Origin of the sequence: Halosimplex marinum (assembly GCF_051414075.1) — an archaeon.
Taxonomy (GTDB): domain Archaea; phylum Halobacteriota; class Halobacteria; order Halobacteriales; family Haloarculaceae; genus Halosimplex; species Halosimplex marinum.
Map to the genome: position 1 here is coordinate 823,522 of NZ_JBLKNY010000003.1, position 16,299 is coordinate 839,820.

Here is a 16,299-nt window from a genome sequence, read left to right on the forward strand (position 1 = left end):
ACCCGCCATTCCACCGGCTCGGACACGGGCGTCACTCGAAGGCCGGAATGCCGGTCAGGTCCTCCCCGAGGATCAGCGTGTGGATGTCGTGGGTGCCCTCGTAGGTGTAGACGGTCTCGACGTTCGCGAGGTGGCGCATCGGCGAGTAGTCCGTCGTGATGCCGTTGCCGCCGAGGGTCTCCCGGGCGGTGCGGGCCACGTCGCGCCAGGCCGCGACGTTGTTGCGCTTGGCCATCGACACCTGCTGGGGGCGAAGCTCCCCCCGCTCCTTGAGGTCGGCGAGCCGGTGGGCCAGCAGCTGGGCGGTCGTGATGGAGGTGGCCATCTCCGCGAGCTTCTCCTGCTGGAGCTGGAAGCGAGCGATGGGACCGCCGAACTGCTCGCGGTCGGTCGCGTACTCGCGGGCGGCCTCGAAGCAGTCCCGGGCCGCGCCGACGGCGCCCCACGCGATGCCGTAGCGGGCCTGCGTGAGACACGACAGGGGCCCCTTCATCCCCGACACGTCGGGGAGAACTGCCGAATCCGGGACGTAGCAATCGTTCAGCCCGATCTCGCCGGTGACGGAGGCGCGCATCGAGAGCTTGCCGTCGATGTGGCTCGTGGTGACCCCCTCCCGGTCGGTCTCGACGAGGAACCCCCGGACCGGGTTTCCCTCCGCGGAGCGGTCCTTCGCCCACACGAGCGCCACGTCGGCGATGGGGGCGTTCGTGATCCACGTCTTCGACCCGTTCAGGACGTAGCCCTCGCCGTCGTCAGCCCGCTCGGCGCGCGTCTCCATCGCGCTCGGGTTCGACCCGTGGTCGGGCTCCGTGAGGCCGAAACAGCCGACGGCGGATCCGTCCGCCAGATCCGGGAGCCACCGCTCGCGCTGCGTCTCGGAGCCAAAGGCGTGGATCGGGTACATCACCAGCGCGCCCTGGACGGAGGCCATCGAGCGGATCCCGGAGTCGCCCGCTTCGAGCTCCTGCATCACGAGCCCGTAGGCCCGCTCGCCGAGGTTCGCCGTCGCCTCGTGGTCGAGGTTCGGAGCGTAGAAGCCCAGCTCACCCATCTCCGCGATCAGCTCCTCGGGGAACGTGCCGGCCTCGAAGTGGTCGCCGATCGTCGGCCGGACCCGCTCGTCGACGAACTCCCGGGCGGTGTCGCGGACCAGCCGCTCCTCCTCGGTCAGGTCCGCCTCCAGGTCCACGTAGTCGAGCATGGCGACCCTTCGGCGCGGGTCGTGAAAAGCGCTCGCTGGGTCGGTCGGCCGAACACGACAAAGCACTTACCTGACGGGGCCGCCCTTCGACCGATGCGCTCGCTGGGTTCCGCACTCGTCTGTCTCCTCGGGGTCGCAGCGGGCTGTGCCGCGCCGGGCACACAGTCCTCGCCCGCACCGACCGACGCTCCCGGGACCGCGTCGCCGGTCGACACCACGTCGACCGCGTCCCCCGCTGGCACCGCTACGCCGAGCGCCACCGTCGCGGGAACGCCGACCGCGACACCGACGAGGACGCCGACGCCGGTCGCGGCCACGCCGGTCCCGCTCCGCGCGGCGGGACGGCCCTGCGACGAGGACCTGTGGATCGACTTCTGGCGCCCGCAGAACGACACGGGCGGGTGGACGGCCAGCAACGTCCGCGTGAGCTACACCCTGCCCGCGAACACGAGCATCTTCCTGGTGGCCTACGTCGACGGGCGGGTCGCGGGCGTCTCGTTCGACGCGGACTACGGGTCCGACCACTACCACGTCGACGGGTTCGGGTTCGATCTCGATCGGGCGTTCACCGGACCGCACCTGGTACAGGTCGCCGTCTACACCGACAGCAACGGGAACGGACGGTTCGACCGCGGCGTCGACAGCCCCTGTCTCGTCGACGGGGAAGTGCTCCAGGCGGGACCCGCGCATCTGAACTACAGCCGGTACGGGACCGGGTCGTAGGCCCGGACTCGGTCAGGAACGCCCGGCGACCTCGCGCTCCTCTTCGAGCGCCACGTCGATCAGGAACTCGGCGAGTTCCCGCCCGTCGGCGGGGTCCAGCCCCCGCTCCTCGAACAGCGACGCGTGGTGGTCCTCGACGACCGCCTCGCGGTCCTCGTCGACCAGGTCCCGGCCGGCCCTCGATTTCACGTCGGCGACGGCCTCGGCCGCGTCGACTCGCTCGGCGACGAGGTCCGCGATGCGCTCGTCGAGCCTGTCGATCTCCTCGCGCAGCGCCGCCAGTTCGTCGGGCTCGTCGGTCATCTCAGTACCTGTCGGTACGGTGTCGCGTCGGCGTGAAAAACGGCGGTGGTCCGGTCGTCGCCGGGTGTCGAACGGCGGTCTGCGGGTCAGTCGTCGGAGGCGACGGCGTTCTCGGAACCGCCGGCGGTCCCGTTCGCGTCGACCTCGCGGACGAAGGCGAGGAAGTTGTCGAAGACCTGCTTGGCCTCGCAGGCGGCGTCGTAGTTCTCGGGGGTGATCCCGTCGAGGACCGACTGGATGCGCTCCTCCGAGAGCTGGCCCTCCTTGCCGACCGTCACCTCGGCGGCGGCGTCCATGTCGTACTCGGGGTGGAACTGGACGCCGAAGGCGCGGCCCTTGCGGAAGCCGTGGACGCCGTAGTCGTTGGCGGCCAGCCGCTCGGCGCCGGGCGGGAGCTCGGCCACGTAGTCCGAGTGGGTGGTGAAGACGGTGAACTCGTCGTCGATCCCGTCGAACAGCACCGAGTCGCCCGAGTGCTCGACGGTGCGGTAGCCGATCTCGTACTCGCCCATGTCCTCGACGGTCCCGCCGAGCACGTCCGCGAGCAACTGGTGGCCGTAACACACGCCCAAAAGCGGCAGCCCGCGGTCGATCGCCTCGCCGACCCACTCCTTGGTCGGCGGGATCCACTCCTCGTCCCAGTAGACCGAGGCGCGGGAGCCGGTGACGACGCACCCGTCGAACTCGAACGTCTCCGGGAACTGTCCCGTCGGGAGGTGAAACTCCGTCAGGTCGGCGTCCAGTTCCCGGCGGAAGTTGCGCCGGTTGCCCTCCGCCTCGTGGGCTGCGTTCAACAGGGCGATGCGCGGCCGTGTCATCGTCGTATCCCAGCGGCTCGGCGACCAAAAGCCTGTCCACACTGGCAGCACTACGTCCCGTGCGATCGATTCTCGTCCGCGTTCCCGACGGGGTCGTCGGTTTCACTCCCCCCGGCGTGCTCGTGCTCGCCACCGTCGCCACCCCCGCCCGTCCGCGACCGGACCAGCAGCGCCGCGGCGACGCCGCCGTAGCCCGCGGCGACCGCGAGCAGCCACGACGGCCGGGCCGTCAGAAACCACGGGACTGCGACCCCGTATCCCAGCCCAAGGAGCGCGCCCGAGGCGGTCCGGACGGCGTTGACCCCTCGCCGCCGTGTGAACGTCGTGACCGCCCAGTCGACGAGCGCCGGCGCCGGCCCGCAGGCGACCAGCCAGGGCCACGCCGCCGGCGCGGTGCCGGTCAGGACGAGCGCGACACCCGACAGAATCCCGGGGTAGACGCCGCTGCAGCGGGCGCAGAGGTGGACCGTCCGGCCGCCGAAACGGAGGCGGTGACAGCGGTAGTACTCGGCGGGTTCGTGGTGGCTGAGGAGGTACCGACCGGTGCGCGCGAGGCCGGTGCGGAGTTCGCCGGTCGCTCGACGGGCGCGGGCGACGCGCCGGGCGTCCGGCCGTCCGGAACCGCCCGATCTAGTCGGCCATGTACTGCTCGTGAAACTCCTCGTCGCTCTTGGTGAGGTAGATGATCCCCTCGACGAGGCCGATGAGCGCCGGGATGAGCGTCCAGGAGAAACACAGGTAGACGATCCCCTGGCCGACCTTGCCCATGTAGAACTTGTGGGCGCCGAGACCGCCGAGGACGATCGCCAGGACCGCGGCGATGAGCCGCTCGTCGCCGCCGCTCGACCCGGCCCCCGGCTGGCGGACGCCGCACTCCGGACAGATCTCGGCCTTCTCGTTGATGACCGCGCCGCACTCGGAGCAGAACTTCTCGTTCGGCCCTTTCTGCTGGCCGCCGTCCGAGCCCGCGGACTGGCCGCCGGCGTCGCTACCGCCCGCGTCGTCGACGGTGCCCGCATCGCCCGGACCCCCCTCGGCGCCGGTCGACTCGCTCTCGTCGACGCTGTCGCTCACCCAGCTATCGTCGCTCCCGTCGTCGGTCCGGTCGCCGCCGTCGTCCGTCGGCTGCTGTCCGCCGCCCTGCCCGGATTCGGTGTCGCCGCCGTCGTCCGACGGCGGCCAGTCGCTGTCCTCGCCGGACTCGGTGTTACCGGGGTCTCCGTCCCGGTCGTCGGGCTCGTCGTTCGACATATCCCCGACGACGACTGTCGCCGCCGTAAAACTACCGGGGCCTTGCGAGTTCCGGCCGACGACCCGTCACTCGCTCCCCTCGAACGCGCCGAGCAGCGCGTCGTTGACCGCGGCGCTCTCCTCGACGAAGCAGAGGTGCCCGCCCTCCACGGCGGTGAACTCCCCGCGGGGGAGTCCCGCGGCCAGGTCTCGGCCCGCCTCGGCCGGGACGACCGCGTCGTCGGCGCCGTGGAACACCCGGGCGGGCGTCGTGACCTCGTACAGCGAGTCCGAGCGGTCGAAGCGCCGCATCGCGGCGGCCTGGGCCTCGAAGCCCGCGCGGTCGGCGTCCTCCTCGCGGCGCCAGCCGACGATCTCGTCGACCACGTCCGCGTGGGCGTCGATGTCGGCCGCGAAGGCGTTGCGCAGCGAGGCCCGGAGCGCCCCGGGGTCGTCCCGGGGCGCGAACAGCGAGTCGAGCGCGTCGGCGTCGACGCGGTCGCCGCTGGCCGCGGTCCCGAACAGCGCCAGCGACGCCGCCCGCGAGTACTGGTCGGCGTACTCCAGCGCGACCATCCCGCCGAGGCCGGCCCCGACGATGTGGGCGTCGGCGACGCCGTGGTCGGCGAGGACCGCTTCGAGGTCGCCCGCGAGCGTCCGGACCTCGTAGGGGCCGGCGGGCGCGTCCGAGCGGCCGGTCCCGCGCAGGTCCCAGGTGACCGTCTCGAAGCCCTCGGCGAGGGCGGCGTGTTGCCAGCCCCACACCCACGCGCCGTAGCCCGCCGGCTCGACGAACACCACGGTGTCCGCGGCGCGGTCCCCGTCTTCGGGCGGCCGCGGGTCGCCCCGCGCCTCGTAGTAGAGGTCGACCCCGCCGTTCGTGACGACTGTCATGGGTCACTCGTTGGCGCGGTCGCCGTAAGGGCGACTCGGTTCGCGGGCGTCCCAGGCGGCCGGAAGAAAGCACTTCACACCGGTGGACGGGTCCGGCGACCGCCATGGCCCTCCACAGACGCCGCGTCCTCGCGAGCGCCGCCGCGGCCGCCGGGAGCGTCGCGGCGGCGGGCTGTGCCGGGTTCGGGTCGAGCGTGACCGACATCACGCTCGACAACGAATCCGACGGCGAACAGACGGTGACGCTGGTCGTCACACCGACCGACGGCGGCGACCCGCTGCTCGACGAGACGGTCACCCTCGACCCGGGCGGGGGCACCGGCTACGACGAGGTGGTCGGGGCGGAGACCGTCGAGGTCAGCGTCTCGGTCGAGGGCGGTCCCGAGGAGACGCGCGAGTGGTCCGACACCGAGGCCGACTCGCGGGGGCTGCACATCGAGGTGACCGCCGAGGCGATCTCGTTCACAGAGGGGACGGCGTAGCGGTCGAGCGGGCGGCGCCGCGGCCCGTCGGGGTCCGCGACCGTCCGGGACTTATAGGTCGGCCGACCGTACCGTCCGGCGATGAGGTACCGGCGACGACTGGCCGCGAACCTCGCGTCGGAGTCGGAGGCCTACGGCTACACGCTGACCATCTGGGGGAGCGGGGCGCTGTTGATCCACGCATACAGCGTGCCCGGCGTGGCGCGCATCCTGTCGTTCGTCGCGGGCGCGCTCGCCGGGTTCGCCCTGCTCGCCGCGGTCGCGTTCGAGGGGTTCTCGACGCAGATGTCCGTCGAGGGATCGCCCTCGTCGCTGGTCGTCTCCGCGATCCACGTCCTCTCGACGGGCGGGGCGCTGGCGACCGTCAGCCTCTTTCTCGACGTGGCGCCCCAGCGGTGGCCGCTGGTCGTCTTCTTCGCCGTCGGCGCGCTCGCGACGGCGACCTACAACGTGCTGTTGCTGTTCGAGGCGCTCGCGGTCCGCGCGGTCGCCTGAGCGGCGGCCGCCGGTCGGAGAACGGAACGTAACGAACCGCACGAGGAAACGAACGGAACCGGACGACGACCGCCCACCCTACAGGGCGGTGTCGTCGGGAAGCCGAGGGTCGCCGCCGGGTCGGGAGTCGCCGCCCTCGGTCGCGGCGTCCGCGGGCGCGGCGCCGAACAGTTCCGGGGCCACGTCGAAGGCAGCCTCCGGGACCGACGCCGTGTCGGCCGACTCGGCCGCGATAGCGTCTCGCTCGGTCGGTGCGTCGACCATGGTCAGTCGTCCGCCGAGAGCGGCTGGCCTTCGGCGTCGGTCGGCGCGGGACTCTCGCCGTCGGCGAAGGGGTACCACGACTGCTTGCCGTCGGCGAGACAGGGGTCCTCGTAGCCCTCGACCTCCTCCGGTTCGGCGAGTTCGACGATGGTCTCGTGGCCGGTGGCGTCGACCCACTCGCGGAAGGTCTGCCCTTCCTCGCGCAGGGCGGCGTAGGCCTCGACGAGGTTGGCGATCATCCCCGGCACCTCGTCGGCGGGGACGCGCTGGCGCACCCACTCGATGAAGGTCGGGTCCTCGCCGATGCCGCCGCCGACGCCCACGTCCATGGCCTCGACCATCTCGCCGTCCTTCCGGGCGCGCATCCCCTGCAGGCCGATGTCGGCGGTCATCGCCTGGCCACAGTCGGCCGTACAGCCCGAGTAGTGCATCTTGATGCGGTCCACGTCGTCGGGCAGTTCGACCTCCCCGGCGAGCCACTGGAGCATCCGGGCCATCCGCGCCTTCGTCTCGGTCAGCGCGAGCGAGCAGAACTCCGTCCCCGTGCAGGCCATCGCGCCCTGCTCGAAGGGGTTCGGTTCGGGCCGGTAGGTCTCGAGCAGGTCCTCGTTGAGGAGGTGCGCGAGCTGGCCGTCCGGCACGTCCGTGATCAGCGGGTTCTGCCGCCGGCTCAACCGGATCTCCCCGGAGCCGTACGCGGAGGCCAGGTCCGCGAGCTCGATGGCGTCCTCGGCGGGCATCCGGCCGACCGGGACCGAGAGGCCGACGTAGTTCTTCCCGTCTTTCTGGTCGTAGACCCCGACGTGGTCGTGGGCGCCCTGCTCGGTGGGCTTGCCGGCGTTGTAGGTGTACTCGCGGCGGAAATCGGTGCCGGCCCGCTCCAGCTCGAAGTCCAGCCGCTCGTCGAGTTCCTCGCGGATGGCGTCGGTGCCGTGCTCGTCGACGAAGAAGCGCGCGCGGTTCTTCGAGCGGTTCTCGCGGTTGCCCGCCTCGTGGTAGTACTCGACGAACGCTCGCACGGTCGCCTTGGCCTGGTCGCGCGTGACGAACAGGTCGAGCGGGCGGGCCTCGCGGGGTTCGCGGCCGCCGAGGCCGCCGCCGACGCGGACGTTGAACCCCCTGACTTCTTCCCCGTCGATGAACTTGTGGGCGGGTTCGAGGCCGATGTCGTTGATCGAGTCCTGGGCGCAGCCCTGGCGACAGCCGGTCACCGAGATGTTGAACTTCCGGGGCATGTTGGCCAGCTCGTCGTCGCCGCGGATCTCCGCCTGGATCTCGTCCAGGAGCTCGCGGGACTCGACGTACTCCTCGGCCTTGCCGGCGACCGGGCAGCCGGAGATGTTGCGCATCGTGTCGCCCCCCGCCGAGCGCGAGGAGACGCCCACGGCTTCCAGTTTCTCCCAGATCTCGGGGATGTCCTCGAGCTTGAGCCAGTGCAGTTGAATCGACTGCCGCGTCGTGAAGTCGATCCAGCCGTTGCCGAACTCGGGGTTCTCGACGGGACCGTTCGCGTAGTCGCGGGCGACCTCGCCGATGGCCTTCAGCTGACCGGGTTCGAGCACGCCGCCGCAGTTGGTGAGCCGCATCATGAAGTACGACTCCTGGCCCCCGCGGTGGTGGAACACCCCCCAGAACTTGAACCGGGAGAACCACTCGTCGCGCTCCTCCTCGGGGATGGCGTCCCACCCCTTCTCCGCGAACTCCTCGATTTTCTCGCGCACCTCGTCGCCGTACATCTCGTCCTTCCAGGCTTCCTTCTTGTGTGGCATGGATTTCCTCGTTTTGATTTTGTCCGCAATTTCGGCAAATACCCAAACGTTCGTCTTCTGATTTACGTTTCAACTAGCCGACTGCGATGCATATAAGCATAATCGTTTAATAATTCGCGATATCGATACGGGATCCGGACGAACGCTCGAAATACAATGACCTTAAACGCATTTGGGTGGGGGCCACGCGGCGGTCGCGGTCGCGGCTCAGGTGCCGAGGCGGTCGGTCGCCGGCGCGAGGTCCGCGTGCGAGCCGGCGGTCAGCGGGTGGGCGTCCACGTCGGGCGCCTGGGCGTCGACGACAACGGGGTCGAGCCGCGAGAGCACGTCGTAGAGCCGGCCGGAGCCGGCCGCGAGCGTGTGGTCGCAGGCGACGCGGGCCGCGTCGGCGTCGTAGACGGCGTGCAGCGGGTGGAGTCGGCCGTCGCTGCGGGGTACCGCCGCCGTGTCGTCGCAGGCCTCGAAGCAATCGTCGAGCAGGGACGTGTCGACGGTGGGCACGTCGCCGGCGACGACGGCGACCGCGTCGCCCGACGCGACCCGGACGCCGGTCCGGATGGCCGCGACGGGGCCCTCGTCGGCGATGGGGTCGACGGCGAGGCGGTGAGGCAGGTCGCCGAGCGCCTCGGCGGCGTCGCTCCGGTCGTCGGCCGAGCAGGCGACCACGACCTCGTCGACCGCGGGCGCGACCGCGGCGGCGACCCGGCCGAGCGGCGCGTCGGCCGCCGGCGCGCCGAACACGTCCCCGACACCGGTCAGCAGGAGTGCGGAGCGCATCTCAGTCGTCCCCCGGGGCGGCCGACTCCGAGCCGCCGCTCGCGGCCACGAAGCCGCTCTCGGTCGCGATCTCGGCGATGTGGGGCTGGAACACCCACGCCGCCAGCAGGACGATCGGGACCATCGAGACGGCGACGACGGAGTAGCCGATGTGCAGGCTCGCCAGGAACGGCGCCGAGTAGACCAGCGGGTAGACGATCCCGCCGACCGTGCCGACGCCGCCGACGACCCCCGCGACCGCCCCGGAGCTGTTGGGGAACATCGCCGGCACCTGCGCGAAGATCGACCCCTCGGCGAACGCGCAGGCCATCCCGACCATGAACCCGGCGCCGACGGCGACGAGCACCTGGCCCGACAGGCCGGCCAGCGTCATGCCGAACATCGACAGGACGACGAAACACAGCGTCACGAACGTCCACTGCTCGCGGTAGCGGCCCTCGAACAGCGGGATGATGTTCTTCTCTTTCCGGGCGAGCACGTCGCTGACGTACCCGCCGATGGGCCGGAGCAGGCCGGCCGCGACGGAGAACGTCGCCGCGAACGTCGAGGCGAGCACGAGGTTGTCGGTGTCGAAGCCCTCGCGGTAGTAGGTCGCGAGCCAGCCGTTCATCGACAGTTCGAGGCCGAACGTCATCACGTACGCGAGCGCGAGGACGACCGTCCCGTAGCGGGTGGCGGTGTAGAACCAGCCCTTGAAGCTCGCGTTGTCGGCGGTGGCCTGCCGTTTCTCGTCGCTCTTTGCCGCCTCGCCGAGCGTGTAGTAGACGACCGCGAGGACGATCGACACACAGCCCGTGTAGAAGAACGCCGCCCGCCAGTTCGTCTCGAACAGCGGCCCGCTCCAGTTCGTGCCGAACACCCGCGGGAGGATCAGCGCGCCGCCGGCCGCGCCGGCGTTCCCGATGCCCGCGTAGACGCCCTCGGCGGTCCCGAGGTTCTCCTCCTCGAACCACTCGGAGACGTGCTGGATGCCGATGACGAACGTGATCCCCGCCGTCGCCACGATGAGCCGTTCGACGAAGAACACGGCGTAGCTCTGGGCGAACGCGCTCGCGATCGAGAACACGCCGACGTACGTCAGCACGATGGCGAAGACGGCCGGCGCCCCGAACTTGTCGGAGAGCCAGCCCGTCAGGATGCGGCCGAACGGCGCCAACCAGATGGCCGCGCTCGCCAGGATCCCGATCTCCGCCAGCGAGAGGCCGAACTCCTCGGCCATCGGCCCCGTGAACGGGGCGAACGAGAACCAGATCAGGAACGAGAAGTTGAACCCGACCGTGGCGAGCACCAGCGTCCGCCACTTGGTCATCCTGATCAGTCCCATGCCGGCACCCCCGCCCCACCGGCGGCCACACCGACGACCGCCGAACCGTAATTAACTATCATTTCCGTTTGTTCGTCCAGTATTTTGTCTTTTCCCATATCGAACGTCCACCTTTGTACGGATATCAGTTGGATGCTCGTAACATATAACGCTAGTCGTTTAGAAAATAAATCCAGACCCTGGGCAGCTGGACGAACGGGAGATATTAGGACGGATACTGAAGATATAAGGTTGTAATACGTCGAACCGGCACTTCGAAAACCGGACGAGCGTCGAATTTCGGCGCCGGACGGGAGACGGTCAGTCCGTCGATACCTCGCGGCGGTGCGAGCCGGGCGCGCGCCGGCCCCACGAAGTCGGTTCAGTATAATACAGCCTCGAAAGCGGTCGAGCGGGGGAGATCGGTGCGGAGAAATCGGGTCCGGTCGCGGGTCAGTCGTCGGCGCGCGCGGGCGAGGTGGCCGCGGCGGCGGCCCGGTCGGCGGGCGCGACGAGTCGGACGGCGCACTGCTTGAAGTTCGGCTCCTTCGACTGGGGGTCCAGGGCGTCGACGGTGAGTCGGTTGGTCGCCGGGTGGTGGATGGGGAGCCACACCAGCCCCTCGGGGACGGCCGGGTCGTCGTCGACTGTCGCCGGGACCGCGTCGCGGCGCGTCTCGACGATCACCCGGCCGTCGGAGACGGCGTCGCTGGCGGCGACGGTCTCGGGGTTGATCCGCGCGACCACCGGGTCGGGGTCGTCCACGTCCCGGGTGCGGACGCCGGTGTTGTACTGTTCGGACTCGCGGGCGGTCGTCAGCGTCAGCGGGTAGTCCTCGTCGACCGGCTCGGGCAGCCCCTCCTGGCGGGCCGTCGAGAAGCCCGCCTTGCCGCTGGGCGTCGGGAACGACCACGACTCCTCGCCGGTGTCCGGCTCCGGTGCGACCCCGTTGTCGCCGTCCCTCGGGACGTACCCGCGGTTGCCGTCGTCGCCGTCGTAGTAGCGGTAGCCGGCGTCGGTCTGGGCGTCGGGCGCCGGCCAGCGCAGCGCCTTGAGGTCTTCGAGCCGGTCGTAGGTGATCCCGGACATGTCGGCGATGCTCCCGGCGGTGAGGCCCGCGAACTCGTCGAACAGCGCTTCCGGGTCGGGGTCGGGGTCGTCGAACAGCTCGGGGAACAGCCGCGCGCCGATCGTGGCGATGATCCGCAGGTCGGTCCAGACGCCGCTGGGCGCTTCGGTCGCCGCCCGCACGCGCGAGACGGTCCGCTCCATGTTCATCGCGGTCCCCTCGGACTCGCCCCAGGTCGCCGCCGGCAGGACCACGTCCGCGAGTTCGGTCGTCTCGGTCCGGAAGGCGTCCTGGGCGACGAGGAACGTGTCTTCGAGCGCCGCCTTCGCCGCGCTCGCGTCGGGCATCCCCGCGACCGGGTTGGTCGCGACCGTGTAGGCGACTTCGACCTCGTCGTCGAACGCCTCGAACATCCCGACGGGGCCGGGGCCGGCGTCGTCGGGGAGCCGCTCGACCGGGATCCCCCACTCGTCGGCGACGAACGCGCGCTCGTCGGGGTCCTGGAACGGACGCTGACCCGGCCAGCTCCCCTTGCACGAGCAGACCCGGGTCCCCATCGAGTTCGCCTGCCCGGTCAGCGAGAACGGGCCGCTGCCCGGCCGGAGGTTGCCCGTCGCGAGGCAGACGTCGATCAGCGCCCGCGAGATGTCGGTCCCCTGGACGTGCTGGTTGACGCCCATTCCCCAGTAACACAGCGCGTTCCGTGCGAAGGCGTCCGCGAGGCGGTTCACGTCGGCCGACGAGACGCCCGCCCGCTCGGCGGCGGTCTCGCTGTCGGGCAGCACCGCCCGCAGGTCGTCGAAGCCCTCGGTCGCCTCGGCGACGAACTCGGTGTCGACGCGGTCGGTCTCGACGATCCGAGCGAGCACCGCCCGCGCGAGCGCCAGGTCCTGCCCGGGCTCGGGCGCGACGTGGGCGTCGGCCGCCTCGGCCGTCTCCGTCTCGACGGGGTCGACCGCGAGTAACTCGACGCCGTCCTCGCTGGCCGCCTGGCGGATCCACCGGAACATGACCGGGTGGGCCGCCGCCGGGTTCGCGCCCCAGACGACGTGGGCGTCGGCCGCCGGGATGTCGTCGTAGCTGCACGGCGGCGCGTCGCTGCCGAACGCCTGGTAGTAGGCGGTGACGGCGCTGGCCATGCACAGCGTCGTGTTCGCGTCGTAGTAGCGGGTCCCGAAGCCGCCGCGGGCCAGTTTGCCGAGGGCGTAGGCGGCCTCGTTGGTCTGCTGGCCGCTACCCATAACGGCCACCTCCCCGTCGCTGTCGACGGTCCCCTGGAACGCCTGGAGCGCCTCCGACAGCGCCACGTCCCACGTCGTCGAGACGAGGTCGCCGTCGCGGCGCACCATCGGTCGGGTCAGCCACTCCCCCTCGGGGTCGGCCGTCTCGCGCACGCCGCGCTGGCAGGCCAGCCCCTGGTTGACCGGGTGGGCCGCGTCGCCGCGCACCACGTCGATCCCGTTCCCGATGTCGGCCCCCCGCTGGAGGTGGCCGCACCCGACCGCACACCGCATACACGTCGTCGGTACCCAGTCGCTCACGGCGCGGTCACCACCGATCGCTGCCGGCTACCGGTTTGTCCCGATCTTCCACTATATTGTAGACGAACGCAAACCATTCTGTCGTCTACTAGCCCATACGCGCCATACAAAACCCTAACCCTTGGAGAATTAAAACACATATCGAGGGTTTCCGCACGGGTGTCCGGATCCGGCCTCGGGTCGGCGGGGACGGGTCGGCGCGGCGCACCTGATCCGCGTCAGCCCGGCAGGTAGTCGGACATCGACGACGACTCGGGTTCGGGCAGGTCCAGGTCCGCGCCGGTGACCGCCTCTGTCGCCGACGCGACGGCGACGGCGAACTCGTTCGGTTCGACGGCGACGGGGGCCTCCGAGAGGGCCGTCGTCTCGGCGGTCGGAACGGCCGCGTCGGCCGCCCCCACGGACCGGTCGCCGTCCGCGAAGTTCGCGACCACGGCGTCGACCCCGGCGTCCACGTCGGCCAGCCGGTCGCACAGGCGGGGGACGGCGTCGCTCCCCCGTTCGGTGTCGGGGACCGCGAGCGCGACCGCGTCGGCGGCGGTCACGGCCGCGACCGCCTGGTTGGCCCCCACGGGCGGCACGTCGACGAAGACCGCGTCGTAGCGCTCGGTCGCCGCCGACAGCCGCTCGGCGAGCCGGCGGGCGCACTCGCTCGTCTTCGCGCGGGCCAGTCGCTCGAACGGCGCCCGCGCCGGCGCGACGGTCACCGACCCCGGCGCGGGGAGCCCCAGCCGCGTCTCCGCCTCGGTCAGCGGCCGGTCGTCGGTCAACACGCCCGTCACGTCCGGGTCGATCCGGCCGGGCACGAACGCCGACAGCCCCTGCGTCGCGAACGCCGCGTCGACGACCGCCACGTCGCGGCCGTCCCGGGCCAGCGTCGCCGCGAACTCGACCGACAGCCGCGTCGCGCCCGCCCCGCCGACGCCGCCCACGACCGCGTAGCTGTCACCCTGCCCCTGCGTCCCGTTCATGTGGGGAGAGTGTCACCTACTCGTTGAAAAACCTACGTGTTCCGCGGCGTCCGACCGGGCGCGGGTGTCGATCCCGGGGACGCCTCACTCGGCGCCGTCGGCGATGGTCGCGGCGATGTCGTCGAGTTCGTCGTCGTCCAGATCCGGTCGCTCGCCGAATATCGAGTGGATCGGACGGCTACCGTCGTCCTCGAAGCGCGGGACGACGTGGCCGTGCGTGTGGGGTACCTCCTGGCCGGCGGCCTCGCCGTTGTTGAACGCGACGGTCGACCCGTCGGCGTCGACCGCCGACTCGATCGGGTCGACCAGCCGTTGCATCGCCGCGAACACGTCCGACGCGAGGTCGTTCGGCATATCCTGGACGTGTTCGTGGTGGGCCTTCGGGATGACGAGCGTGTGGCCCGGCGCGAGCGGGTTCGCGTCCAGGAACGCCAGCACGTCGTCGGTCTCGTAGACGGTGCGACTCGGGATCTCGCCCGCCACGATCTGACAGAAGATGCAGTCCTCGCTCATGTGCGAAGCGTCGGAGCGAGCCCAAATCAAGGTTTGTCCACCATCTTTTTCGCCGGGGGGTTTCCTCGGTCGCTGCGCTCCCTGCGGGAACCCCCCGGCCAAAAGCATGGGTGAAAACACCGTCAGAGCAAGCTCTGACGAGCCCTCGTTCGCGTTGCTCACGAGGAAGGCCGCCTCCGCGGGGCTCCGCCCCGCTCCGGCGGTGAACCGGCGCCGGAGGCGCCGGATGCTATGTGCAGGCGGTAGCTGTTGCGGTGAGCGGTTGCGGTGCTGTCGGCGCGCGCTGTCGCGCGCTCTCGTGCGCGCGACCGTAGCCGCGCGAGGGATGAGACGCGCAGGAGCCTGCGACGAGCATCGAATCGGCTGGGGAGGTGTGTGGCTGTCTGCGGTGCTGTGCGCGGTGGTCGCGGTGCGGTTGCGGTCCTGGTGGACTGAAAGGGCGAGGCGCGCTCGCGTTTATGGAGTCGCCTGAGCGACCCCTATCCGAAGCGGCCTCCGGCCGCGAGGATATGTCGCTCAGCGACCGCGAGCGGGCCGAGGGCTTTCAGCGCTCACCATCGAGTGCTGTCGATCCGACTCAGAGCGAGCGGGCCGAGAGCTTTCAGCGCTCTCCGTTTCCTGCGCTCACTCTCGCAGGGATTCATTTCACGAGATGTCCGACAGAAACAGCGACTCAACTCACACGCGAACCGAACACGATCCGTCGCGGCCGCCGGAACGCTCATATCTCGCGGGTGGCAACCGGCAGGCAAGATGGATCCGGCGGTTCGGTTCTGGTTGCTGATCCTCGCGCTCGCGGGGACGATCTCGGCGTCGATCCTGCTGGTCGTCTCGGCGTTCCTGCCGGGGGCGGTCCTCGGGACCGCCGACTCGGTCGGCTACGTCGTCTCCGTGTTCGTCGCGCTGATCTCGCTGGGACTGCTGGTCTGGTCGCTGACCGCCGACAGCGAGAGTCAGAGCGGCGGGTCGCCGGGAGCGCGGTGAGGACGGGTCGCCTGGCTCACGCCGACAGCGGGTCGCCTGGCTCACGCCGACAGCGGGTCGCCCGGCGCGCGCTGACGGCGGCCGACGGAACCGTCGGTCGGTCGTTTCAGCTCCGCATCGTGCCGCCGTCGATGGGCAGGGCCGTCCCGGTGACGTAGCTCGCCCGCGGGCTGGCGAGGAACGCGACCACGTCGCCCAGTTCCCCGGGGTCGCCCATCCGGCCGAGCGGGACGCCCTCCCCCCAGTCGTCGAGGCCGGCCCCGTAGTCCTCGTACTCGCCGCGCTCGACGGCGTCGGAGATGAGTTCCTCCATGCGCGCCGTCTCGTGGGCGCCCGGCAGGACGGCGTTGACCCGCACCTCGGGCGCGAACTCCCGCGCCTGGGTCTTCACCATGCCGATGACCGCCCGGCGGACCGCGTTCGAGAGCACGAGGTCGTCGATGACCTCACGGACCGACCGCGAGGTGATCGCCGTGATCGAGCCCTGCTCGGACTCGGCCAGGTGGGGGTAGGCGAACCGGGTCGTCCAGACCGCCGACATGACGAGCGTGTCGTAGGCGCCGTACCAGTCCTCGTCGTCCATCTCCAGGAACGCGCCGCTGGGCGGCCCGCCCGCGCTCATGACGACCTGGTCGATCCCGCCGAACGCCTCGGCCACCTGCTCGACGTAGGCCTCGACCTCCGCCCGGTCCGTGAGGTCGACCCGGACGGCGAGCACGTCGCCGTCGCCCAGCGATTCCAGTTCCGCCTCGGCCGATTCGAGGTGCGATTCCGTGCGGCCGCAGACGGCCACGTCCGCGCCCTCGCGGGCGAGCGCCTTCGCGCTCGCGAGGCCGAGGCCGCTCGAACTCGCCGTCGTCAGTGCCGCGCTGCCGTCGAGTTGCAGGTCCATACGCGGGTGGTCGGGCCGGCGCCCCAAAGAACCGGGAGGTTTCCGATCGCCGGCGGCCGGAAGCGCACCG

17 protein-coding genes and 1 pseudogene are annotated in these 16,299 nt (G+C 70.9%); 4 read left to right on the forward strand and 14 right to left on the reverse strand.

The window, feature by feature from the left end:
* Positions 1-31: 31 nt before the first annotated feature.
* The gene (locus ACMGFI_RS05135; protein ID WP_436907848.1) at positions 32-1,201 is read right to left on the reverse strand and encodes an acyl-CoA dehydrogenase family protein; all 1,170 of its coding nucleotides are present in this window, start codon (positions 1,199-1,201) and stop codon (positions 32-34) included.
* Positions 1,202-1,294: 93 nt separating this feature from the next.
* Here ACMGFI_RS05135 and ACMGFI_RS05140 point away from each other — a divergent pair, with 93 nt between their 5' ends.
* Positions 1,295-1,924 carry an RAD23 family protein gene (locus ACMGFI_RS05140; RefSeq protein ID WP_436907851.1) on the forward strand — a complete coding sequence of 210 codons (630 nt, stop codon included), beginning with the start codon at positions 1,295-1,297 and terminating at the stop codon, positions 1,922-1,924.
* Positions 1,925-1,936: 12 nt separating this feature from the next.
* Here ACMGFI_RS05140 and ACMGFI_RS05145 read toward each other — a convergent pair whose 3' ends face one another.
* The 5 genes and pseudogenes from ACMGFI_RS05145 to ACMGFI_RS05165 form a co-directional block, all read right to left on the reverse strand.
* Positions 1,937-2,227, reverse strand: a complete 291-nt coding sequence (locus tag ACMGFI_RS05145) for a chorismate mutase (RefSeq protein ID WP_436907853.1) — start codon at positions 2,225-2,227, stop codon at positions 1,937-1,939.
* An 86-nt stretch (positions 2,228-2,313) separates the two neighbouring features.
* Entirely contained in the window at positions 2,314-3,045 is a 732-nt protein-coding gene (locus ACMGFI_RS05150; protein WP_436907855.1) for a type 1 glutamine amidotransferase, read from the reverse strand.
* Positions 3,046-3,095: 50 nt separating this feature from the next.
* Positions 3,096-3,524, reverse strand: a pseudogene (locus tag ACMGFI_RS05155) (DUF2085 domain-containing protein); the annotation flags it as partial.
* Between the two features lie 151 nt (positions 3,525-3,675).
* Complete coding sequence (locus tag ACMGFI_RS05160) at positions 3,676-4,296, reverse strand: zinc-ribbon domain and TM2 domain-containing protein (RefSeq protein WP_436907856.1); 621 nt, start codon at positions 4,294-4,296, stop codon at positions 3,676-3,678.
* Positions 4,297-4,362: 66 nt separating this feature from the next.
* Complete coding sequence (locus ACMGFI_RS05165) at positions 4,363-5,169, reverse strand: alpha/beta fold hydrolase (RefSeq protein WP_436907858.1); 807 nt, start codon at positions 5,167-5,169, stop codon at positions 4,363-4,365.
* A 104-nt stretch (positions 5,170-5,273) separates the two neighbouring features.
* Here ACMGFI_RS05165 and ACMGFI_RS05170 point away from each other — a divergent pair, with 104 nt between their 5' ends.
* Both ACMGFI_RS05170 and ACMGFI_RS05175 read left to right on the forward strand, forming a co-directional pair.
* Complete coding sequence (locus tag ACMGFI_RS05170) at positions 5,274-5,651, forward strand: Ig-like domain-containing protein (protein ID WP_436907861.1); 378 nt, start codon at positions 5,274-5,276, stop codon at positions 5,649-5,651.
* Positions 5,652-5,732: 81 nt separating this feature from the next.
* Positions 5,733-6,146: a hypothetical protein gene (locus ACMGFI_RS05175; protein WP_436907863.1), complete on the forward strand. Its 414-nt coding sequence runs from the start codon at positions 5,733-5,735 to the stop codon at positions 6,144-6,146.
* Between the two features lie 78 nt (positions 6,147-6,224).
* Here ACMGFI_RS05175 and ACMGFI_RS05180 read toward each other — a convergent pair whose 3' ends face one another.
* The 7 genes from ACMGFI_RS05180 to ACMGFI_RS05210 form a co-directional block, all read right to left on the reverse strand.
* Complete coding sequence (locus ACMGFI_RS05180) at positions 6,225-6,410, reverse strand: hypothetical protein (protein ID WP_436907865.1); 186 nt, start codon at positions 6,408-6,410, stop codon at positions 6,225-6,227.
* A 2-nt stretch (positions 6,411-6,412) separates the two neighbouring features.
* Positions 6,413-8,179, reverse strand: a complete 1,767-nt coding sequence (locus tag ACMGFI_RS05185; RefSeq protein ID WP_436907867.1) for a nitrite/sulfite reductase — start codon at positions 8,177-8,179, stop codon at positions 6,413-6,415.
* Between the two features lie 207 nt (positions 8,180-8,386).
* Positions 8,387-8,956, reverse strand: coding sequence for a molybdenum cofactor guanylyltransferase (gene mobA / locus ACMGFI_RS05190; protein ID WP_436907869.1), 570 nt, complete (start codon positions 8,954-8,956; stop codon positions 8,387-8,389).
* A 1-nt stretch (position 8,957) separates the two neighbouring features.
* Entirely contained in the window at positions 8,958-10,265 is a 1,308-nt protein-coding gene (locus tag ACMGFI_RS05195; protein ID WP_436908841.1) for an MFS transporter, read from the reverse strand.
* 447 nt (positions 10,266-10,712) lie between these two features.
* A complete protein-coding gene (nasA, locus tag ACMGFI_RS05200; RefSeq protein ID WP_436907872.1) occupies positions 10,713-12,869 on the reverse strand; it encodes an assimilatory nitrate reductase NasA in 2,157 nt (718 codons plus the stop codon).
* Between the two features lie 218 nt (positions 12,870-13,087).
* A complete protein-coding gene (locus ACMGFI_RS05205; protein ID WP_436907875.1) occupies positions 13,088-13,840 on the reverse strand; it encodes a ParA family protein in 753 nt (250 codons plus the stop codon).
* Positions 13,841-13,924: 84 nt separating this feature from the next.
* Positions 13,925-14,353, reverse strand: a complete 429-nt coding sequence (locus ACMGFI_RS05210) for an HIT family protein (protein ID WP_436907878.1) — start codon at positions 14,351-14,353, stop codon at positions 13,925-13,927.
* Between the two features lie 753 nt (positions 14,354-15,106).
* Here ACMGFI_RS05210 and ACMGFI_RS05215 point away from each other — a divergent pair.
* On the forward strand, positions 15,107-15,337 hold the full coding sequence (locus ACMGFI_RS05215; protein ID WP_436907880.1) for a hypothetical protein: 231 nt from the start codon (positions 15,107-15,109) through the stop codon (positions 15,335-15,337).
* Between the two features lie 106 nt (positions 15,338-15,443).
* Here ACMGFI_RS05215 and ACMGFI_RS05220 read toward each other — a convergent pair whose 3' ends face one another.
* Positions 15,444-16,229: an SDR family oxidoreductase gene (locus ACMGFI_RS05220; protein WP_436907882.1), complete on the reverse strand. Its 786-nt coding sequence runs from the start codon at positions 16,227-16,229 to the stop codon at positions 15,444-15,446.
* Between the last annotated feature and the right edge of the window lie 70 nt (positions 16,230-16,299).